Here is a 21,167-nt window from a genome sequence, read left to right as displayed (position 1 = left end):
TAAAAGCGGATTTTACAAATATACAATTTTCACATGTAGCTTGCTTAATTATTGCCCGCGCCGTTAGTACCAGGTGCATCCTGCACCCCACTCCCTTTAGGCACAGGCACATACACTGTGTCTGGCACCGTACGGAACTCCTCCGGATGCCTCTCCTGCAGCTCCTTTACCTCCTCCAGGGTAATCACTCGGCCGGTCTCATCCACCTTATACTTGTCTTTGCGGCCGAACACCGAGAAGCTCACATAGCGCTTTGGATACGCCTGTATATCGCGCAGCAGCAGGTTCAGCGCCTGGGTGGAGCGGTTCATGTTCTCGTACAGCTCCTCATCATTCATTAGCTTGCCGATAGAGCCCTCCGCAGAGTTCAGCTTGGCTGCCGCAGACTGCAGTTCCACCACCGCATCGTTGGCGTTGCTCACCAACCGGTTTATCTCCACCTGCTTCAGGGTGTCTGTTATCTCAGCCATGTTCAGGGCCAGGCGGTCTATGTGCCGCTGTGTTTGTTTCAACGAGCTAGTCAAGTCATTGATATTAGCCGTTATCTCACTGATGTTCTGCTGGTTGGCACGCAGCATCTCGTTCAGGGCAGCCGTGGTTTTGTTGGTGTTCTCCAGGATGTCACGGATATTGCCTTTGGTCTCGGCATCGAGCAGGCGGTTCACGCGCGCCAGTGTGGTATCCACCTTGTCAATGATAGGCACTGTTTTGGTGGAGATCATCTCGGTGATGCTGCTCTGCGTGAAGGGGATAAGGGTTTCGCCGCCGTTATAGGTTTTGGTGCTGTTGCCCAGGTACAGGGTAATGGCCTTGCTGCCCAGGATGTCGGAGCTTCCAAGGGCGGCAATGGTCGAGTCGCCCACCTGCAGTTCCTTAAGCACCTCCAGCTCTACCCGCACCTTGTTCTGGTTGTCGGTCATCAGCCTGAGGTTCTGCACACTGCCCACCTGCACCCCATTCAGTATCACCGGGTTAGAGACAGAGAGCCCGTCTACGTTGTCGTACACCACATAGTAGCGGTGGGAGTCGGAGAAGATGTCCGACCCTTTCAGGTACATGAACCCGAAGTACAGTAAGACGAGTGCTACGATGCCTAGTAGCGCAACTTTAATTTCCTTTGATATCTTCACGTAGGGGTGTGCTTAGTTCATCGCCTCCAGCTCTTGCTTGTACTCCTTGAAGGCACGATATATACCTGATGCAATATACGATTGCCCGGTCTTATCGTTAAGAAATTTTTCCTCGGTGGGGTTGGTCAGGAAGCCGCACTCGATCAGCACGCTGGGCATATAAGATTTCCAGAGCACCAGGAAACCCGCCTGCTTCACGCCACGGCTCTTGCGCCCGGCCTTTGTGCTGAACTCTCGCTCCACCTTCTCGGCAAAGCGAAGGCTGTTATCGATGTAGGCGCTTTGGTGCAGGGCAAACAGGATATGGCTCTGCGGAGAGTTCGGGTCAAAGCCATTGTAGTTGGCCTCGTAGTCATCCTCGTGCAGGATCACCGAGTTCTCGCGCTTGGCCACCTCCAGGTTGCCGTTAGAAGTATGGAGGCCCATGGTATAGGTCTCAGTGCCGTAAGCAGCGGGAGGGCCGGCATTCAGGTGGATCGAAATGAAAAGGTCAGCGTTGTTCTTGTTGGCGATCCCGGCGCGGTCTATCAGTTCCACGAACTTGTCTTCGGTACGGGTGTAAACTACTTTCACCCCGGGCACGTTCTTCTCTATCAAGGCGCCTACCTGCTTGGCAATATCCAGGGCAACAACCGCCTCATGCGAAAATTTACCGTTACACCCTACATCTTTGCCCCCATGGCCGGCATCAATCACAACAGTGCGCACTTTGTACTCTTTCTTGAACTCAAGGGTACTGGAGGAGCAGAGTAAAAAAACAAAAGCCAGAATTGATACAGTAACAATATTTTTCACAACGCTCGTTAGTTAAAAGCTAAAACAATAACTTTGTACAAATTAAGTAAACTTTTAGGGAACTCTGAAGAAGTTGCGCCACTACATTTTTATTTTTTTACTGCTGCTGCAGGCGGTCCTGCTTTCCTCACCGCTGGCTCATGCCCAGCGTGGGCTTAAGCGTGCCGGCACGGCTGCCCCCCAGGACACACCTCGGGTAACGGCGCAAGACACGGCGCTTGTTGCCGGGCAGGACTCTGTGAGTTTGGCCGCGCCACAAGGCGATATCGCGACAACTATCAAATACTCTGCCAGAGACTCCATGCAGTTTGAGGTAGACAACAAGGTGGTGCACCTCTACGGCGACGCCAAGATCAACTACGGCGACATGAACCTGGAGGCCGCCTACATCCAGATCAACTACGAGACCAACACCCTTACCGCCACTACCCTTCCTGACTCTACCGGCAAGGAGGCAGGCACCCCTGTGTTTAAGCAGGGTGCCGAGACCTACGCTGCCAAGCGCATCGCCTACAACTACAAAACCCGCAGGGGGCGCATTTCTGATGTAGTAACGCAGCAAGGCGAGGGATACATACACTCGGAGGTGGTAAAACGCAACGAGAACAACGAGTTCTTCGGCCTGCATAACAAGTATACCACCTGTAACCTGGAGCACCCGCACTTTTACATCAGTGCCAGCAAGATAAAGGCTATACCCAACGACAAGGTGATGGCAGGCCCGTTTAACCTTGTGATCGGTGACATCCCCACGCCCCTGGGCTTTCTGTTCGGCCTCTTCCCCACGCCCAAGACCAAGCGCGCCTCCGGGGTTATCGTGCCGAGTTACGGCGAGAACCGGGCCAGGGGTTTCTTCCTGAATGACGGTGGCTACTACTTTGCCTGGAATGATTATATAGGCACCCGCCTTACTGGTGATATCTTCTCGCTGGGTGGGTATGAAGTGAAGGCAAGCACAGACTACGTGAAGCGCTACGGTTACCGGGGCAACATGAACTTCTCTTACAGCTACTTTAAGAACGACGAGGCCGATATCGCTGCCTCCGAGGCCCGCTCTACCGATAACGTGTTCTCTCAACTGCCACCATCGCAGAAAACCTTCTGGATCAGGTGGAGCCACAACCCGGTTACCAAGCCTGGCCGCGGCTCCTTCAGCGCCAGTGTAAACGCCGGTAGCCAGTCGCACCAGCGTGTTAACTACGAGAGCCAATCGCAGTACCTGAGCCCTTCGTTCAACTCCAACGTGTCGTACCAGAAGACCATTCCGAACTCTCCGTTCAGCTATACCTTGAAGGCCAGCCAAAGCCAGAACACCGTATCCGGCAGGATGGACTTTGTGTTGCCGGACCTTAGCTTCAGCATGTCGCAGGTATCGGTGTCGGAGCTGTTCTCAGATGCTCAGGCCACCAACAAGTGGTACGAGAAGTTCACGCTGTCTTACAACGTGCGCGCCTCGAACACCGTGACGAACGTACAGCCGGCGCGAACGCGCTCCGATATCCCACTGCTGGAGGCTAGCCCTGCCGACACTATTCCTATAAGCTTTAACAACCTGCAGCGCCTCTGGGACAGCGGACAGAAGCAGGCCGTCCATGCGTTCGGCATTGGCTTGGGCAACTATAAAATCGCCCGCTTCTTTAACTTCAGCCCGAACGTGAACTACAGCGAAACCTGGCTGGACGAAAAGTATAGTTTCCGCTTTGACCCGGACTCCCAGCGCATCGACATCGACACGACCAGTTTCGGAAGGGTGTACCAGTACAGCGCCGGCGCAAGCCTGAACACCACCGTATACGGTACGGTAAACTTTAAACAGGGCGGCAAAGTGGAGGCCATACGCCACCTGGTAAGGCCAAGCATCAGCTACAACTTCCGGCCCGACTTTGCCGATGAGCGCTATGGGTTCTACCAGCGCACTTTGGTGGGCGTGGACCCCAACACAAACCTGGCGGAGTACCGCGACTTGGGCCGATTCCGGACAGCGCTGCCGGCAACCGGCCTCAGCTCTGCCCTTAGCTTCAGTATTGATAACAGCGTGGAGATGAAAGTGAAGGCCAAGAGCGACACGGCCGAGGTAAAGACCGAGAAGGTAAGCATCATTGACAACCTGCGCCTCTCCTCCAGCTACGACTTCGCCCGCGACTCCCTGAACCTGTCGCCAATTAGGGTATCCCTGAACACCAAGCTCTTCAAGTTCATCAACATGAACTTCAACTCTACCCTGGACCCGTACCAGAAAAACGACAGCACAGGACAGACGATAGACCGGTATTACTTCGACTTGTCGAAGGGAAGGTTGGGCAGGATTACGAATGCGGGCCTGAACCTGACGGCCAGCCTGAATCCGGAGGCGTTCCGCTCAGAGACGACTACCCCGGACAACCTGCCATCGCTGGAGCAGGAGCCGTTTGACCCGCTGCTGCCGCAGTACGTGGACTTTAAAATTCCGTGGACCTTGAATTTGAATTACTCCCTGAACTACAACCGCTCCTTTGGCCTGCGGGGAGAAACCAGGGTAATCCAGACAATGGGCATAGACGGTTCCCTGAACATAACAGAGAAATGGAAGGTAACCTATAACGCCACGTATGACATCTCGAATCAGAACATCTCCTACGCCAACGTGCAGATTTACCGCGACCTGCACTGCTGGGACATGAGCATCGGGTGGGTACCGTTTGGCCTGCTTCGGGGCTACAACCTGACTATAAATGCACGCTCCGCGCTGCTCCAGGACCTGAAACTGACCAAACGCAGCAGCACCGGATACAACTATTAACAAGAACAGCCACACCAAAACGTGGCTGTTCTTGTTTTTAGATTTTATAGCTTTACACCTAAAACCACAGCGAGCTATGTCTGTACATAAAAACGATATCAAGAAAGTTACCACGCACCAACTGCAGAACATGAAGGAGCGTGGGGAGAAAATCTCCATGCTTACGGCTTACGACTTTTCCATGGCCACCATCCTGGATGCCGCCGGCGTAGACGTGCTGCTGGTGGGCGACTCGGCCTCTAACGTAATGGCTGGCCATGAGACCACCTTGCCGATCACACTGGACCAGATGATCTACCATGCCTCTTCGGTGGTGCGCGGCGTGAGCCGGGCCTTTGTGGTGGTGGACCTGCCGTTTGGCTCATACCAGGGCAACTCTTCGGAGGCGCTGCGTTCTACCATCCGCATCATGAAGGAGTCTGGGGCGCACGGTATAAAGCTGGAGGGTGGCGCGGAGATAAAGGAATCCATTACGCGCATACTTAGTGCAGGCGTTCCGGTGATGGGCCACCTGGGCCTTACGCCACAGTCCATCTACAAATTCGGCACCTACAGCGTGCGCGCCAAGGAGGAGGCCGAGGCACAGAAGCTGATCGACGATGCGCTGCTGCTGCAGGAGCTAGGTTGCTTCTCTATTGTGCTGGAGAAGATCCCGTCGGAGTTGGCCAAACGCGTGGCCGAGCAACTGCAGATCCCGATCATAGGCATTGGCGCCGGACCGCACGTGGACGGACAGGTACTGGTGGTGCACGACATGCTGGGCATCAACAAAGAGTTTAAGCCGCGTTTCCTGCGCCGCTACGCCGACCTGCACACCATCATGACCGATGCCGTAAAGCACTACGTGCAGGACGTAAAGAGCAAGGATTTCCCGAACGAGAAAGAAGCATACTAATCAGAGTTGAAAGTTATGAGTTAAAAGTTACGAGTGAGCCACTCTTCTTAGCTATAGCGCTCGCATATGCTTACTTAAAGATGCAGCTCTTTGTGGGGCTTTCATTTATCACCATAAACTTTAAACTCATAACGCTAAATTTTTAACTACAGCCTATGGCTTCTTTAGACGTTCTTTTTGAGGATAACCATGTGCTGGTGGTAAACAAGCCTGCGGGCCTGCTGGTGCACGGCGACGACACAGGGGATGTAACGCTGGCCGATCTGGCAAAGGAGTACATCAGGGAGAAGTATAACAAGCCGGGCAATGTGTTTGTGGGCGTGGTGCACCGCCTCGACAGGCCGGTGAGCGGCGTGGTGTTGCTGGCCAAGACCTCCAAAGCCCTTACCCGCCTCAACGAGCTATTCCGAAGCAAGAAAACCGAAAAGACATACTGGGCCGTGGTGCAGAACCGGCCAAGGCAGGAGCAGGGAAACCTGGTGCACTGGCTTGTGAAAGACAGCTCGCGCAATGTTACCAAGGCATACGCCAAGGATAATGCAGCCGGATCAAGGTCAGAGTTGAACTATAAGCTGCTGAGCACCCAGCAGGGCAAGCACCTGCTGGAGGTAAACCCCATCACCGGCAGGCCGCATCAGATCCGGGTGCAGTTGGCATCCATGCACTGCCCCATCCTGGGCGACCTGAAGTATGGCGCTGACCAGCCACTGCCTGACAAAAGCATCGCCCTGCACGCGCGCCGGCTGCAGTTTACCCACCCGACGCTGAAAACCCCGGTCACCGTTAGCGCCCCTCCCCCGGCCACGCCGGTGTGGGCCTTATTCCGGCAATTGGCCTGATTTAGGCAGCGAGGCAGAAACATGATATTTATCACTTTCTGAACTTTTACCCAGCCAATGTTATTTTACTTTTGAATTCGTGTTGTAGCTTTGCGTATGGTAAGGCGTGTTCACAACACGGGCTCTGCCGCACAAGTAGATCTAATCACTCATACCCCATACATTAATGGCCATACTTATCTTTTTTGTGGTGCACTGGTACCTGTCGCTGTTCGTGCAGACCTTTTACCTGCACCGCTATGCAGCACATAAAATGTTCACCATGAACCCGTTCTGGGAAAAGGCGTTTTACCTGCTGACCTACATTGCACAGGGCTCCTCGTTCCTGTCGCCGCGTGCCTACGCGATCCTGCACCGCATGCACCACGCGTTCTCCGACACCGAGCGCGACCCGCACTCACCGCACTTCTCCAACAACGCCTTCACGATGATGTGGAAGACGAAGGAGATCTACAACGACGTGCTGAACAACCGTGTGGAGCCGGAGCGCCGCTTTGAGGGCAATTACCCGGTATGGCCGCTGCTGGAAAAGATCGGCGACTCTTACTGGTCCAGAATTGGCTGGGGCGTAGGGTATGTGCTGTTCTACATTGCCTTTGCCACCCAGTGGTGGATGTTCCTGCTGCTGCCAATCCATTTCCTGATGGGCCCGGTGCACGGCGCTATCGTGAACTGGAGCGGCCACAAGTATGGCTATCAGAACTTCGACAACAACGATAAGTCCAGGAACTCGCTTTTCTTCGACTTCCTGACAGGCGGTGAGCTTTTCCAGAACAACCACCACAAGCTGCCTAACCGCGTGAACTTCGGCGTGAAGTGGTGGGAAGTGGACCCAACCTGGCCGGTGATCTGGACGCTGGACAAACTGAGCATCATCAAACTGAAACCAGTGAAAGTAAAGGCCGCCAAGGCACCAAGAGTGAAAGCCAACGCTTAACTATACTTGAAAGCCCTCCCCTTGCGGAGGGCTTTTTTATGCTTATACTTCAATTTCCCTCGCTGCTCTTGAGAGGGGAGTCTTCAGCAATGCTTGGTCCAACCACCCCTTTATCCCCTCCTTGTCTAAGTCGGGGAGCCTGCTTTTGCTGTTGCTGAAGTATAAGTTGCATAGGTTCTGCTTAAACACCCCTATTGAGCTGCGCTCGCAAGTTTCGAACTCTCGTTCTCACTTGTCCTCTAGGGGACAGTTTCTGTACTACTATTTTATGCTTCTCTTTCCTGTAGCAGTGGCACTTGCTATCGAATCAGATCCCAGCCTTGGGTTGAGCGCCTTGTGAGATTCCGGTGCCCGCAGGGCATTGCGACCGAAGGGTAGCGAAGGAAGGGAACACCGCGCGATGCCCTAATCGAGGGTCCCTACCCCGAAGGCGAGGCCTCCCGACCTGGGAGGGCAGAAAGCAAGAAATGAAACGAGCCGTTTGTAAGTCTATAGGATCAGCGGAAGCTAGTAAGGATAGCTTGGTTCACGCTGCGGGAAGCGGGGCTAAAGGCACAAGCGGACGCTTACGCCAGGTAAATGGGAAGTATAGCAAAGTATAAAGCATGTCATTTCCAGCCAGTCGTTAACACCTGCAACAGTATAAAAACGCACAAAGCAGAAACCCTTGCTAAAATGACCAGGAACAGCCACCCATAAACTGCAAACTTAGCCTTATACTTATCGCTGAAGCACAACTCATTAATAAATACCCACAGGTGTAGCTAATCAGAAATTATTTCCCTAATTTTGCGGTTCTAAACAGGCGGACGGGTTTCGCCGACTTACAAAATACATTTAAAAAATGGCAGTAAAAATCAGACTGGCCCGCAGAGGCCGCAAGAAAGCCGCTATCTACGATATCGTAGTAGCTGACGCTCGAGCACCACGTGATGGTAAATTCATCGAGAAACTGGGTACTTACAACCCGAACACTGTTCCAGCCTTCATCGACTTCAACGAAGACAAGGCGTTCCAGTGGGTAATGAACGGTGCGCAGCCAACTGACACCGTAAAAGCAATGCTTTCTTACAGAGGCATCCTGTACAAGAAGCACCTGCAGGTAGGTGTTATCAAGGGCGCTATCTCTCAGGAAACTGCTGACCAGCGTTTTAACGAGTGGAAAGAGTCTAAAGAAGCGAAGATCGAGGCCAAGCGCCAGCAAGTAGGCTCTGAGAAAGAGGCGAAGCGTGCTGCCGCTCTTGAGGCTGAGCGTAAAGTAAACGAAGCTCGTGCTGAGGCTATCCGTCAGCGTGAGGCGGAGAAGGCTGCTGCCAACGCTCCTGCTGAGGAGGCTACTGAAGCCCCTGCAGAAGGCGCCGAAGGCGAAGCTACTGAAGAGCAAGCATAATTTAGTGTGCCATGCATGTTGATGAATGCTTTCTGTTAGGCTATATCGTCAAGACCCATGGCACCAAGGGGCAGGTAGTCGCGTTTTTTGACGTAGATTATCCCGAAGATTATGAAGATTTGGAATCAGTTTTCCTTGAGCAAAAAGGAAGACTGATTCCTTTTTTTATAAGCTCCATGGAGCCGGTGCAGAAGGGTCGCTTTATTATCAAGTTTGAGGATATCGCAACCATTGAACAGGCGGAGGCGCTGCGTAACACCTCCATTTACCTGCCGCTCGATGAGCTGCCGGAGTTGGAGGAAGGCCAGTTCTACTTCCATGACGTGATCGGCTACCAGGTGGTGGACGAGCAGCATGGGCCGCTAGGCACGGTAAAGGAGTTTTACGACCTGCCGCAGCAGCAACTGATGGTGATGGACTACCTGAACCAGGAAATGCTGGTGCCGGTGATGGATGAGATCTTCCTGCGCGCCGACCATGAGGCAAAGCAGCTGCATGTGAGCCTGCCGGAGGGCCTGCTGGAAGTATACACAGAGCCATCCAGCCCCGACGATGAGGACAAGGAAGACCCGGAGAAGGAGGAAAAATAATGCGCTTTGACATTATTACATGCCAGCCCGACCTGCTGGACAGCCCCTTTAGCCACTCTATTCTGAAGCGGGCCCAGCAAAAAGGGTTGGTGGAAATACACATCCACGACCTGCGCCAGTATGCCGTGAACAAGCACGGGCAGATAGATGACTACGCCTTTGGCGGCGGTGCAGGCATGGTGATGATGATCGAGCCGATCGACAAGTGCATCTCGGAACTGCAGGCCGGGCGAAAGTATGATGCCATCATCTACATGACACCGGACGGGCAAACGCTGAACCAGCGCATCGTGAACCAGTTCTCACTGATGGAGAACGTGATCATACTTTGCGGCCACTACAAAGGCGTGGATGAGCGGGTGCGGCAGCATTACGTGACCCACGAGATCAGCATCGGCGACTATGTGCTTTCCGGCGGAGAATTGGGCGCAGCCGTGCTGGCAGATGCCATTATCCGCATCATACCGGGCGTGCTGAACGACGAGACCTCCGCGCTGACAGACTCTTTCCAGGACGGCTTGCTGGCCCCGCCAGTCTATACCCGCCCGGCAGAGTACAAGGGCCTGAAAGTGCCGGACATCCTGATGTCGGGTGATACGCCGAAGATTGAGCAGTGGCGCTTTGAGCAAGCCGTGGAGCGCACCAGGCAGCGCCGCCCAGACCTGCTGGACGAATAGCAAACAGAATCTAGCCACTTACTGGCAAAAAGAAACAAATTAGGCCATAGGCAAAGTTTTGCTGTGATGGCCACCAAAAACTATATTTTTTTTCTGCAAATGTTCTTATGTAATAAATAATTACATATCTTTGCAGTCCGAAATTTGAAGAAGATACTTTAAGAGAACATAGCCATCATGAGCGAACTAATTAAATTCATCGAGCAGGAGTCTACTGACAAGCGCGCCTCTTTCCCTAATTTCCAGGCGGGTGATACCATTAACATTCACGTTAAAATCCGTGAGGGTAACAAAGAGCGTATTCAGCAATTCCAGGGTGTTGTGATTCAGCGTAAGAACGTGAACACAAACGGAGAAACGTTCACTGTAAGAAAAGTATCTAACCAGATTGGCCTTGAGCGTATCTTCCCTCTTCTTTCTCCTGCTATCGAGAAAATCGAGCTGGTGAGAAAAGGCCGTGTTAGAAGAGCCAGACTGTACTACCTGAGAGGTCTGCAGGGCAAGGCTGCTCGTATCAAGGAAAGAAGATAAGAATACCTGTTTTCATAAGTTTTCCATAGTTTTAGTAAAGAAGGAGCCGATGACCTCGGCTCCTTTTTTTGTGCCTGTACTTCTGCGCTTGCCTCTGGTTTATACTTTTGCCGGCAAGCGCCGCTACTTATCTTTGCAGGCAGAACCTAGCACACTCCCACACCATGAAACACTGTACGCTATACTTGCTGCTCTTGCTAGTTGTGGTTTCCTGCAAAACAGATTACTCGGAGCTGCCGACCTACTCGGCAAACAAGCAGCTGCAGGCCGTGGTAGAGACGCCGGCCGGCAACACACGCAGGCTGGTGTATGACAGGCAGAAGCAGGAATTCGTGCCGGACCTAGACGCCGGCCACGAGCGCGAGGTGGATTTCCTGCCTTACCCGGGCAACCTGGGTTTCATCCCTTCCACGGAGATAAGCAAGGATGGCAGAGGCCTGGAGGTGCTGGTGCTGGCCGAGCGGCAGGAGCCGGGCACGGAGATGGAGGTGATTCCGGTGGGGCTGATACAGCTGGAGAACTACGGAGAGCTGCGCCATGTGGTGGTAGCGGTGCCATCGCGCCCCAGTGAGCGCAGAATAGACGCCACCACCTACGAGAGCTTCAGCAAGAACTACCCGGGGGCAAAGGCCATCCTGCAGATCTGGTTCACGAACTACAACAAGTCGGGTAACACCAATTTTGTAGGCTGGCGCGATGAAAAGTTTGCGGAGAAGGAGATACAGCGCTGGATGAAGTTGTAAGCGATAACCGGCTATACTTTCCTGGTTGCAGAGACGCGACACCTTATGCTCCCTGTAAACCATACTTTATACTGCTGCTCTCAGGTGTAGCGAATAAAAAAAGAGACGCAAGATGTTGCGTCTCTACAAGTATAAATCTTAAAGTATAAACCGCAGGCTACTTCCCCACCTGCAGCAGCTTGGCCCTAACGGCATCCACTGCTTGCTTCATCTCCTGCACCCGCTGGCGGCTCAGCTCCTGCTTCTGCTGGTTTACCTGCACCTCCTGCTCCAGTTGCTTCAGCTCCTCGGCATTGCGCACCAGCTCCGCCTCCAGCTCCTTTCGGCGCTGCCTGTTGCGCTCTATGCTTAGTTGCAAGCTGTTAGCCTCCTTCACCACCCGGTCCTGCTCGGCCTTGGTGGCTTGCAGCACATCCTCAGCGGCATTAATCTGCCGGAAAATATCGTCGCGGTAGAGCTTGCGGGCAAAGGTGCGCATAAAGTTCTCCGCAGCGGTGTAAGGCTTTGGCGTGGCCGCCTTGCTCAGGTGATCGGTCCCCAGGTCCAGCGTCCACCACACGCTACTCCCAGTCGCGTCGCTGTGCACCGTGGAGTATATCCGCATGGGCTCGCCATATATCGAGTCTATTTTTGCCCCCTCCACGGTTATCACTCCTCTGCTCACCTTCACGCGGCCCGCGTTTTGGCCCAGGTACTCTTTCCAGGACTTCTCCACTGTTTTGGGGTCCAGCTGTACCGTGAGCTGCTGCCCGCGCCGGTTCACCCCCAGCACCTCCTGCTCCACTTCCTTTACCTGCACCGACTGTGCCTGGCATACGCCGGCCACCACCAACATGTATATGGCAAGTATAAATCCCCTCATAGGTTTGTTGTTTTGTACTCTGATAGGTTAATCCGATACACGAAGTTAAAGAATAGACGGCAGAAAGGCCGAAGGCAAAACGAATTAATTTAGCCTGCTTTTGGTTTGGGATTAGGGCTAGCTGCACTAACTTTGCAAACTTATGGCACTCGCAGTCAGAGCTGATCGGGTAGTAGGCCAAACTTTACCACACATTAGCTGTTAGAAGCACTATGAGAGTAACCGTTTGCCGGAAGGAGCACTTTAATGCCGCGCACAGATTGCACAACCCCGCCTGGACGGAGGAGCAGAACAACGCGGTGTTTGGCCTGTGCAACAACCCGAACTATCACGGCCACAATTATGAGCTGATCGTGAAGCTGACGGGCACTGTAGACCCTGACACTGGGTATGTTTACGACATGAAAAAGCTCAGCCAACTGGTGAAGGAGGAGGTGATCAACAAGTACGATCATAAGAACCTGAACCTGGACACGGAGGAGTTTGGCCAGCTGAATCCTACCGCCGAGAACATTGCGGCGGTAATCTGGAACAGGCTGCGCCAAAGGATCAGCCCGGACTACGATTTAGCTGTAACACTGTATGAAACAGAACGAAACTTTGTGGAATATAATGGATAACCACGACCTGGAGAACGAGGAGGCGATGGATGACCACGTAATGAGCTCTCTGGAGACGCCATTGCGCGCGGATGCTTTTGACCTTTCGGATGACGAGAAGATTACCATCATTGAGGGGCACTTCCGTGAAATTATGCACACGCTGGGCCTGGACCTGAAGGACGACAGCCTGAAAGGCACGCCGCACCGCGTGGCCAAGATGTACGTGAAGGAGATCTTCAGCGGCCTGCACCCGGACAACAAGCCGCACGCGCGCCGCTTCGAGAACAAGTACAAGTATAACAAGATGCTGGTGGAGCGCGACATCACCGTGTACTCCTCCTGCGAGCACCACTTTGTGCCGATCATCGGTAAAGCCCATGTGGCCTATATTCCGAACGAGCACGTGATCGGGCTCTCTAAACTGAACCGTATTGTGCACTACTACGCCCGCCGCCCGCAGGTGCAGGAGCGCATGACCATGCAGATAGCCAACGAGCTGAAGCAGGCGCTGCAGACAGAGAACGTGGCTGTGCTGATCGAGGCGGACCATCTGTGCGTGATGAGCCGCGGGGTGAACGATGTGAGCAGCAGCACCATTACGGCAGAGTACTCTGGCCTGTTTGAGCAGGAGGCGTACCGCACAGAGTTCCTGGGCCACATCCGCACCAAGCGCTAGGCTGCCCAGCCTACGATAAGCCTTGCTTGCTGAGATCCCAACTAATATAAGAAAACTTAAATATACCTAAGTTGCGTATAGGTGAACTTACTGTGCCAACACACTTAAGCTTATGCCAGGAAAAATACTCATCACAGGCGGTTCGGGATTAGTAGGGATGCGCCTATCAGAGATGCTGATAGACCAAGGGTATGAGGTGGCGCACCTTAGCCGCAACCCCGAAAAGGTTTCGACCTACAAGTCCTTTAAATGGGACATAAAGGATGGGTACATTGACGAAAATGCGCTCACCTACGCCGATTACATCGTGAACCTGGCAGGAGCCAGCGTGGCTGGCGAGAAATGGACGGAGGAACGCAAGCAGGAGATCCTGAAGAGCCGTGTGGAAAGTATAAACCTGCTGCACAAGTGCCTGGGCAGGTCAGAGCACCACGTAAAAGGCTTTGTCTCGGCCTCTGCCATTGGCATTTATGGCGACGCCGGCGAGCAGCTGATGTCGGAGGAGAGCCTGTACGCCGATGATTTTCTGGCGGAGGTATGCAAGGCCTGGGAAGCTGGCGCCTGGCAGATGCGCGACCTGGGGCTACGCACCGTAATCCTTCGGCTGGGCATTGTTCTGAGCAAGAAAGGCGGTGCCTTGCCACAGATCGCTAAGCCCGTCAAAATGATGGCAGGCGCAGCCTTGGGCACGGGCAAGCAGTACATGTCCTGGATTCATATCGACGATGCCTGCCGCCTGTTTATCCGCGCTATTGAGGACACGCAGTTTGAGGGGGTTTACAACGCCGTGGCGCCGCACCCGGTCACCAATGCTGAGTTTACCAAAGAGCTGGCCGAGGCCATGAACAAGCCGCTGGTGCTGCCGAACGTGCCCGCTTTTGCGCTTAACCTGATGATGGGGGAAATGAGCGAGGTAGTTCTTGCCAGCCAGCGTGTAAGCGCCAACAAAGTAATGCAAACCGGCTTCACGTTCGAGTATAACTACCTGGAGGACGCGCTGGAAGCATTTTACGAAGGAGAGAAAGAGTAAGTAAGCGTATAAATCAAGTATAAAAGAGAAGGCCAGCTGTACTTTAAGCTGGCTTTCTCTTTCTTTAGGTGCTCCTATACTTTGCCTCCAGTCTTTCGATAAGCTCATCTGTGGGAAGAGCATCTTCATAAAACTTGGTGAGGTGTTCTCTTACATTTGGGTACTCATCAGCAAAGGCTATTTCCTCATTTTCTTCTATGCTGAACTCACTCATGATCTGCCTGAAGGAATCTTTATCAACACCCCAGAACTTGATATACTTTGAGTCAGCCACAAGCACTTCAACCAGCTTCGTCTCATCGCTGAAGATAAGCCCTATCTCGATAAAAGTATCCTGAGCTATCTCTCTCTTGAACTCAACCAGATCGGCCATTAAACCGCTCTTACTGAGGTAGTCGCTGTAGCTTAGCTCCCCTCCTTCCAGCCCGAAAATCAGCGAGGCCATATCCGGCAGTTCTTTCGATAAGCGCGTGAGCAGCTCCCACAACCTGGAGTTATCGACGTTGATCTCTGCGTAAAAGCTAAAGGGAATCTGTTGTAACTCATCACTCCCATCGTTGTCGAACAGCCTATACCCTTCAACAATGTTGGCCCGCTCCCTTTGCTCTAGCCCCTCCTCCATCGAGGAAAAGTCCTGTGGCACCTCGTTGGCTTCCGGGGGCCTTAATGTGGGTGGTAGCTCTAGCATAATTTTATAGGATTAACTACAGTATGTCCCCGATGTTCAGCAGTTCCAGCACAGGGTCTAGTTGCGTGGAGTCTGGCATAGGCTTTGGCAGCACAGTAGTGCAGTTATACTTCTTGCTTATTTTTACGGTTGGTTGCGGAAAGCGGCCCATAGTATAGCCTAGCTCTTTATCCTTGTAGATACGCTCCATGTACAGGCCAAAGACCGGCAGTGCCGTCTTAGAGCCCTCACCTAACTGTGAGGTGCGGAAGTGGATGCTACGGTCCTCGCCGCCTACCCACACACCCGTCACCAGGTCTTTTGTCACGCCCATAAACCAGCCGTCGGAGTGGTTAGAGGTGGTACCGGTCTTGCCGCCGATCTCATTGCCCTTCCAGAGGTCGTACTCCCACAGCGCCTGCGAAGTACCGCCCGGCTCCTCGATGCCTCCCTTCAGCATGTGCATCATCAGGAAAGCCGTTTCCTCGCTCAGCACCTTTTTCTGCACCGGCGTAAACTGGTGCAGCAGGTTGCCGTTCTGGTCCTCGATGCGGGTAATGAACATGGGCTCGGTATGGAAGCCGTAGTTCGGGAAAGTACTGTAGGCACCCACCATCTCGAAGATGGACACATCGCTTGGCCCCAGGCCAATGGACGGCACCGACTCCAGCGAGCTTTTGATGCCCAGCTTGTGCGCATAATCCACCACGGTTTCCCAGCCTATGCGCTCCGTTAGCTGCGCCGTAACCGAGTTCACCGATTTGCCCATGCCCCGGCGCAGTGTCATCGGAGCACCGGTATACTCCCAGTCCGCGTTCGTGGGCGACCAACTCTTTTTCTCCCCTTTCTCCACATAGTTTATTGTGATGCGCTGGTCCACGATCTTATCGCAGGGCGAGTAACCGTTATCAATGGCCGCCACATACACAAACGGCTTAAAGGTAGAGCCCGGCTGGCGGCGCGCCTGTTTCACGTGGTCGTACTTAAAGTACTTGTAGTTGATGCCGCCCACCCACGCCTTGATATGGCCGGTGAAGGGGTCCATGGTCATCATGCCGCCGTGCAGGAAGTGCTTGTAGTAAGCCAGCGAGTCGAGCGGGCTCATGGTCACCGTCTTCTCCAGCGAGTCGTTCTCCCAGGTGAACACCTTCATCTCGCGCGGGCGGTTCAGTTCTTTGTTTATGGCTGCGGTATCATCGCCATACTTCTTTTTCAGGCGGCGGTAATAGGCAGTGCGCTTGATGGTTTCCTCGATAAAGTTCGGTATCTCCCGGTTCTTCTCGTCCACCCACGGGTTCTTGCCCTCCCAGTGGTTGTCGAAGCGGCGCTGCAGCTTGCGCATCTGTTCTTCCATGGCCGCCTCGGCGTGTGCCTGCATCCTGGAGTCGATAGTGGTGTATACTTTCAAGCCGTCGCGGTAGAGGTCGTAGCCGTTCTCCTTGCACCACTCCTGCAGGTAGTCCGCCACGGCACCCCTGAAGTAGGTCGCAGGCCCGTCGTAGTGGTTCTCCACATTATAGTCCAGCTCCAGCGGCAGCTGGCTCAAGGAGTCGGCCTCTGCCTTGCCCAGGTAGCCGTACTTTACCATCTGCCCCAGCACCACATTGCGGCGGCGGGTGGAATTGTTAGGGTTAAAGCGCGGGCTGTAGTAGGTTGGCGCTTTCAGAAGGCCCACCAGCACGGCGGCCTCTTCCATTTTCAGTTTTTCGGGGGTGGTGTTAAAGAAGGTTTTGGCCGCCACTTTCACACCAAAGGAGTTCGAGCCGAAATCCACCGTGTTCAGGTACATCGTCAGGATCTCCTCCTTGGTATAGCGCTGCTCCAGCTTTATGGCCGTGAGCCACTCCTTGGTTTTGGAAATCACGATGCTGAGGCCAGGGACGTGGCCCAACACGCCTTTGGAGTCGTCGGTGCGGGTTTTGTAGAGGTTCTTGGCCAGCTGCTGCGTGATGGTACTGGCGCCGCGGGCCTCGCCTCTGAAGCTGCCGTACACCGCCGACACGATCGCCTCGGGGTCTATACCGGCATGCTCATAAAAGCGGATATCCTCGGTGGCAATGAGCGCCTGCACCAACTGCGGCGACAGCTCCTTGTAGGTAACCGGGCTGCGGTTCTCACGGAAGTACTTACCGATCAGCTTGCCATCGGCTGTATACAATTCGGAGGCTTGGTCGGAGCGCGGGTTCTCCAGCCTGTCCAGGCTGGGGGAGGCGCCAAACAGATACAGCACGTTGTGCTCTACACTCAGCAGGTAGCCCACCACCACGGCAATGCCCAGAAAAAACGCTTTCCAGGTAAAGCTGATTACCTTTTGGGCTATGGATGGTGATGTTTTAGGTTCTTGTACTTTCTCTTGCTCCTTCGGCATCTTTAGCAAACAGAGGCTGTTCCGGTTAAATTCCCAATCGCACTTAATACAAAACAATCACAAAGATACTTTTTGTACACAACTTCCAAGAGGTACCTCCTTAATACTTCGCAAATATTGTTAGAACAAGTATACTTTGACGTGTGCTGGCTATATTTGTTCCAGAAGTCGCACATAAGACCCCTATAAACATGCAAGACACACTACAGCAAGCCTTTAACAAGGTTATTGGGTTGCCACTGAATAAGACTACCCGCACCGAGACGGTGGTGTACTTCCACTTCGGCCATACCCACTACACCACGCCGCAGGGCCTTGTGCTGGATGTGGGCGAGCTAACCCTTGCCGTGAACTGCCCCTGGGAGCTGCGCCTGACCGACGGTGGCCTGATAAAACAAAGCGAGATGTACATACGCAAGCGCGAGGCAGGTTTGCCGACACCGGTATGGGACTGGAAGAAGCCCGGCTCGAGCATGCTGGACCAGCGCCTGATGGAGCTGGTGAACGACAACCCGAACCTGGTGGCGGAGCGCGCAGAGCAGCAGGACGGCTGGGGGCTGATGCTATACTTCAGCGACGGCTCCACGCTCTCTGTCTTGCCCGACCCGGCAGCGCCTGCGGCAGAATACTGGCAGTTCTTCAGCAACACCGGTGATGGGCTGCGTGTGGGTGCAGGTGAGCACGGCCTGATGTAAGTATAACGCTTTCTGGCTCAGGCGCACGTTGGAGCCAACCGCTTTATACTTGCGCCTGCACTTTTTGCCGCCCGCAAAACCTTTAGCGCTGCCACCGAGTACTTCAGCGAAAAAGCAGCCCTTGAACATCCGCCTCCAACTTTTTGAGTTCGAAGACCTCCGCTGGTTCCCGCACGTTATCCGGCAGGGCATGCTCGACTTCCTGCGCTTCATGATTTCCCGGCTCAACGCCTACGAGGCCGCCTTGCCGCTGTTACAGGAGCTGCTGGAGCGCAGCAACCAACGCCACTTCACCGACCTTTGCTCAGGCGCCGGAGGCGGCATTGCTACCATACAGCAGCAACTGAGCCAGCGCATGGGCAGCTCCGTACGTGTCACCCTCTCCGACCTCTACCCGAACCTTGGCGCCTATGCGTACCTGCAGCAGAATTCCGGCGGCAGCATCCGTTTTATACCTGCGCCTGTAGATGCCACGGCTGTGCCCGCAAGTATAACGGGCGTGCGCACCATTTTCTCCTCGTTCCATCATTTTCCGCCACGCCTGGCCAAAGCCATACTTCAGGACGCTGCCGATAAGGGAGCTGCCATTGGCATTTTTGAGGGTGCTAAGAAAAGCTGGCTGGAGCTGCTGGTGCTGTGGCTGCTCTTCCCCATTGTTATACTTGTGGTCACGCCTTTCATTCGCCCGTTCCGGCTCAGCAGGCTGTTTTTTACGTACATCCTACCACTAATCCCCTTGGGTATACTGTGGGATGGCACCGTATCGCTGCTGCGCATTTACACACCGGAGCAACTGCAACGCCTGGCGTCTGAGGTACAGGCGGCCAACTATACCTGGCGCGCAGGTCGTGCAGGCGCAGGCCCGGGGAAGCATGTGATCTACCTGATCGGGTATCCAGACCAATTTTGAATGAGTAGTTGAGTGAATGAGTAAGTGTAGCAATTAACGAACAACAGCCATGCATAGCTATCGCACCGCCCTTACGCTGATGCGCATCCCATTTTCGGTGTACCTGATGCCGATTTTCTGGTTTGCGCTAAGCACCCTGCCGCAGCTAAACGGGTGGCGGGCACTGGTGGTGTTTCTGGTGCTGCATGTACTGGTGTATCCTGCCAGCAACGGCTACAACTCCTACTACGACCGCGACGAAGGCAGCATTGGGGGGCTGAAGAATCCGCCCAAGCCTAACCGGCAACTCATGCACCTGGTCCTGCTGTTCGATGTGCTGGCCATACTGTTCGGTTTGCTGCTGTCGCCGCTCTTTGCCAGCTTTGTGGCGCTGTACCTGTTCATCTCCAAAGCGTACAGCTACGAGGGCATCCGCTTGAAAAAATACCCGATCCTGAGCACTTTTGTAGTCACCTTCTTTCAGGGAGCCTTTACCTATGCCATGGTGCAGGTAGGCGTTGGCCTGCCGCTGCAGCAGGTGTTGCAGGAGCCGAACGTGTGGTTTGCCTTGGTGAGCACACTTTTCCTATGCGGCTCCTACCCCCTCACCCAAATTTACCAGCATGAGGAGGACAGCCGCCGCGGCGACCGCACCCTTAGCCTGCTTTTAGGCATAAACGGCACTTATTTGTTTGCCGCTGTTAGTCTGTTAGCTGGTACAGGCCTGCTGTTGTGGCTATACTTTACTTCAGGCCAGGTACACAATATTTTCATATTTCTGCTCTGCACCGCCCCTGTGTTATACTTCTTCACCGGCTGGGTAGTGCGGGCGCAGCAAGACCCCAGTGCTGTGAACTTTGAGAACACCATGCATATGAACAAGGTGTCCTCTGTTTGCATTAGCGCGGCGTTCATGCTGATGATGATGGTAAGGATATGGCCGAGTTAAGCCTGCTTTCGTACTAGCGTATAGCGACAGAACCCAAAGCCATGAAGTTTCTAGATGCCGTTATAGCAGGAATAGCCGGTACCGCCGCCATGACTGCCTTCCTGTACCTGCTTTCCTTTGCAACACACCGCGTGATGAAGGTCGTGCGTCTCCTCGGCACCATGCTCCTGAACCGCACCCATGATGATGGCAGCCTCTCGGAACTGACCGGTACAAAAGTAGCCGGAACGCTGGCTCATTACGCTGCCGGAGTCTTCTTTGCCGTAATATACCTGGCACTCTGGAATTCCGGGGTAGGCGTGCCTACCGCTTCCTGGGGCTTGCTGTTTGGCTTGGCACATGGGCTCGTAGCCATGGTGGTATGGTACTTTTTTTTCATGATGCACCCGCGCCCGCCCCTCATCACCCTCCGCAGCTACCTCACCTCGCTTATCTTTGCCCATATCGTTTTTGGCTTCGTTACCACCTATACCTATTACCTGCAGTCAGGGCCAGATTATAGTTTTTGGTGGTAGCCCTCTGTTGCCATACAGGTATCAAATTGCCCTTTTGTGCAGGCCTAGTCGCGCCGCCCGTTCGGCACCGGCAAGGCTTGGCTCCTGGCTTGGGCTCACCTGTTCATGCGCCTACCCCTGCTATGTCTATCGACCCCACAGGCATTTAAAAGTCCTCCTCCCTTCCATAGCTACAAAATCTAAAACACAGTAAACAGTTTTTTATACATGCCAGCAGCACAACAGTAGTTTGAATGCAAAGGCACTGGCTTAAAAACAGAACATTTTTGGGGTTGTGCCTTTTAAAATTGAGATAAATACAATTTTAAAAGGCAAAGAGCTTTACTCGTAATGTCTAAACTTCTATATTGTTAGGATAAAAGCCAGCGGATCAGATACCTAGCTGGAGCACAAGTACGACCTTGCACTAAATCTAATCAAAATAAGGGAAGACCAGCCCACACCTCGTTTTCCTAACCCCATATGAAGCTGTGGCAAAAGCTACTGCTAGGTTATTTGCCTGAGCAGCGGCAAAGGCTACCTTACCTCCGAAGTGCCGCGGCCCACCGTGCCAGGCAAATATTGGTTTCGGATTTTACGCTTACTGTTTGTTTTTAAATGGCCCATCG

The 21,167-nt window shown here is 53.7% G+C and carries 21 protein-coding genes; 16 read left to right on the top strand and 5 right to left on the bottom strand.

Going from position 1 to position 21,167, the window contains the following annotated elements; translation table 11 throughout:
• Window positions 1-44 precede the first annotated feature (44 nt).
• Entirely contained in the window at window positions 45-1,130 is a 1,086-nt protein-coding gene (locus tag PXG97_RS12015) for an MlaD family protein (RefSeq protein WP_276497992.1), read from the bottom strand.
• A gap of 12 nt (window positions 1,131-1,142) precedes the next feature.
• Complete coding sequence (locus PXG97_RS12010; RefSeq protein ID WP_276497991.1) at window positions 1,143-1,925, bottom strand: N-acetylmuramoyl-L-alanine amidase family protein; 783 nt, start codon at window positions 1,923-1,925, stop codon at window positions 1,143-1,145.
• Window positions 1,926-1,998: 73 nt separating this feature from the next.
• On the opposite strand from PXG97_RS12010, the gene PXG97_RS12005 reads away from it, so the two are divergent.
• The 9 genes from PXG97_RS12005 (at window position 1,999) to PXG97_RS11965 (ending at window position 11,306) form a co-directional block, all read left to right on the top strand.
• On the top strand, window positions 1,999-4,704 hold the full coding sequence (locus PXG97_RS12005; RefSeq protein WP_276497990.1) for a putative LPS assembly protein LptD: 2,706 nt from the start codon (window positions 1,999-2,001) through the stop codon (window positions 4,702-4,704).
• A 76-nt stretch (window positions 4,705-4,780) separates the two neighbouring features.
• Entirely contained in the window at window positions 4,781-5,599 is an 819-nt protein-coding gene (gene panB / locus PXG97_RS12000; RefSeq protein WP_276497989.1) for a 3-methyl-2-oxobutanoate hydroxymethyltransferase, read from the top strand.
• Window positions 5,600-5,754: 155 nt separating this feature from the next.
• Complete coding sequence (locus tag PXG97_RS11995; RefSeq protein ID WP_276497988.1) at window positions 5,755-6,438, top strand: RluA family pseudouridine synthase; 684 nt, start codon at window positions 5,755-5,757, stop codon at window positions 6,436-6,438.
• Between the two features lie 166 nt (window positions 6,439-6,604).
• The gene (locus PXG97_RS11990; protein ID WP_276497987.1) at window positions 6,605-7,375 is read left to right on the top strand and encodes an acyl-CoA desaturase; all 771 of its coding nucleotides are present in this window, start codon (window positions 6,605-6,607) and stop codon (window positions 7,373-7,375) included.
• An 844-nt stretch (window positions 7,376-8,219) separates the two neighbouring features.
• Window positions 8,220-8,765, top strand: a complete 546-nt coding sequence (locus tag PXG97_RS11985) for a 30S ribosomal protein S16 (RefSeq protein WP_276497986.1) — start codon at window positions 8,220-8,222, stop codon at window positions 8,763-8,765.
• Between the two features lie 11 nt (window positions 8,766-8,776).
• Complete coding sequence (gene rimM, locus PXG97_RS11980) at window positions 8,777-9,355, top strand: ribosome maturation factor RimM (protein ID WP_276497985.1); 579 nt, start codon at window positions 8,777-8,779, stop codon at window positions 9,353-9,355.
• Entirely contained in the window at window positions 9,355-10,032 is a 678-nt protein-coding gene (gene trmD / locus PXG97_RS11975; protein ID WP_276497984.1) for a tRNA (guanosine(37)-N1)-methyltransferase TrmD, read from the top strand. Before rimM ends, trmD begins: the two co-directional genes overlap by 1 nt.
• Window positions 10,033-10,209: 177 nt before the next feature.
• Window positions 10,210-10,563, top strand: coding sequence for a 50S ribosomal protein L19 (gene rplS, locus PXG97_RS11970; protein WP_276497983.1), 354 nt, complete (start codon window positions 10,210-10,212; stop codon window positions 10,561-10,563).
• A 164-nt stretch (window positions 10,564-10,727) separates the two neighbouring features.
• Window positions 10,728-11,306 (top strand): inorganic diphosphatase, encoded by a 579-nt coding sequence (locus tag PXG97_RS11965; RefSeq protein WP_276497982.1) that lies wholly within the window; start codon window positions 10,728-10,730, stop codon window positions 11,304-11,306.
• Window positions 11,307-11,463: 157 nt separating this feature from the next.
• Here PXG97_RS11965 and PXG97_RS11960 read toward each other — a convergent pair whose 3' ends face one another.
• The gene (locus tag PXG97_RS11960) at window positions 11,464-12,168 is read right to left on the bottom strand and encodes a DNA repair ATPase (protein WP_276497981.1); all 705 of its coding nucleotides are present in this window, start codon (window positions 12,166-12,168) and stop codon (window positions 11,464-11,466) included.
• Window positions 12,169-12,380: 212 nt separating this feature from the next.
• On the opposite strand from PXG97_RS11960, the gene PXG97_RS11955 reads away from it, so the two are divergent.
• The 3 genes from PXG97_RS11955 (at window position 12,381) to PXG97_RS11945 (ending at window position 14,476) form a co-directional block, all read left to right on the top strand.
• Entirely contained in the window at window positions 12,381-12,788 is a 408-nt protein-coding gene (locus tag PXG97_RS11955) for a 6-pyruvoyl trahydropterin synthase family protein (RefSeq protein WP_276497980.1), read from the top strand.
• Window positions 12,781-13,446 (top strand): GTP cyclohydrolase I FolE, encoded by a 666-nt coding sequence (gene folE, locus PXG97_RS11950; protein ID WP_420851785.1) that lies wholly within the window; start codon window positions 12,781-12,783, stop codon window positions 13,444-13,446. Before PXG97_RS11955 ends, folE begins: the two co-directional genes overlap by 8 nt.
• A gap of 112 nt (window positions 13,447-13,558) precedes the next feature.
• Window positions 13,559-14,476: a TIGR01777 family oxidoreductase gene (locus tag PXG97_RS11945; RefSeq protein WP_276497978.1), complete on the top strand. Its 918-nt coding sequence runs from the start codon at window positions 13,559-13,561 to the stop codon at window positions 14,474-14,476.
• Window positions 14,477-14,540: 64 nt separating this feature from the next.
• Here the strand turns inward: PXG97_RS11945 and PXG97_RS11940 are convergent, their stop codons facing one another.
• Window positions 14,541-15,164, bottom strand: a complete 624-nt coding sequence (locus PXG97_RS11940; RefSeq protein ID WP_276497977.1) for a hypothetical protein — start codon at window positions 15,162-15,164, stop codon at window positions 14,541-14,543.
• 16 nt (window positions 15,165-15,180) lie between these two features.
• Window positions 15,181-17,511: a penicillin-binding protein 1A gene (locus tag PXG97_RS11935; protein WP_276497976.1), complete on the bottom strand. Its 2,331-nt coding sequence runs from the start codon at window positions 17,509-17,511 to the stop codon at window positions 15,181-15,183.
• Between the two features lie 191 nt (window positions 17,512-17,702).
• On the opposite strand from PXG97_RS11935, the gene PXG97_RS11930 reads away from it, so the two are divergent.
• The 4 genes from PXG97_RS11930 to PXG97_RS11915 all read left to right on the top strand — a co-directional run bounded on the left by PXG97_RS11930 (window position 17,703) and on the right by PXG97_RS11915 (window position 20,559).
• Window positions 17,703-18,206 carry a hypothetical protein gene (locus tag PXG97_RS11930; protein WP_276497975.1) on the top strand — a complete coding sequence of 168 codons (504 nt, stop codon included), beginning with the start codon at window positions 17,703-17,705 and terminating at the stop codon, window positions 18,204-18,206.
• Window positions 18,207-18,327: 121 nt separating this feature from the next.
• The gene (locus tag PXG97_RS11925) at window positions 18,328-19,116 is read left to right on the top strand and encodes a class I SAM-dependent methyltransferase (protein WP_276497974.1); all 789 of its coding nucleotides are present in this window, start codon (window positions 18,328-18,330) and stop codon (window positions 19,114-19,116) included.
• Between the two features lie 49 nt (window positions 19,117-19,165).
• A complete protein-coding gene (locus PXG97_RS11920; protein WP_276497973.1) occupies window positions 19,166-20,044 on the top strand; it encodes a UbiA family prenyltransferase in 879 nt (292 codons plus the stop codon).
• 41 nt (window positions 20,045-20,085) lie between these two features.
• Window positions 20,086-20,559, top strand: a complete 474-nt coding sequence (locus tag PXG97_RS11915; protein ID WP_276497972.1) for a hypothetical protein — start codon at window positions 20,086-20,088, stop codon at window positions 20,557-20,559.
• The last annotated feature ends 608 nt before the right edge of the window (window positions 20,560-21,167 follow it).

This window comes from Pontibacter litorisediminis, assembly GCF_029360645.1.
GTDB lineage: Bacteria > Bacteroidota > Bacteroidia > Cytophagales > Hymenobacteraceae > Pontibacter > Pontibacter litorisediminis.
Note: the sequence above shows the minus strand (reverse complement) of the source record. Positions and strands in the feature narration are given on the sequence as shown.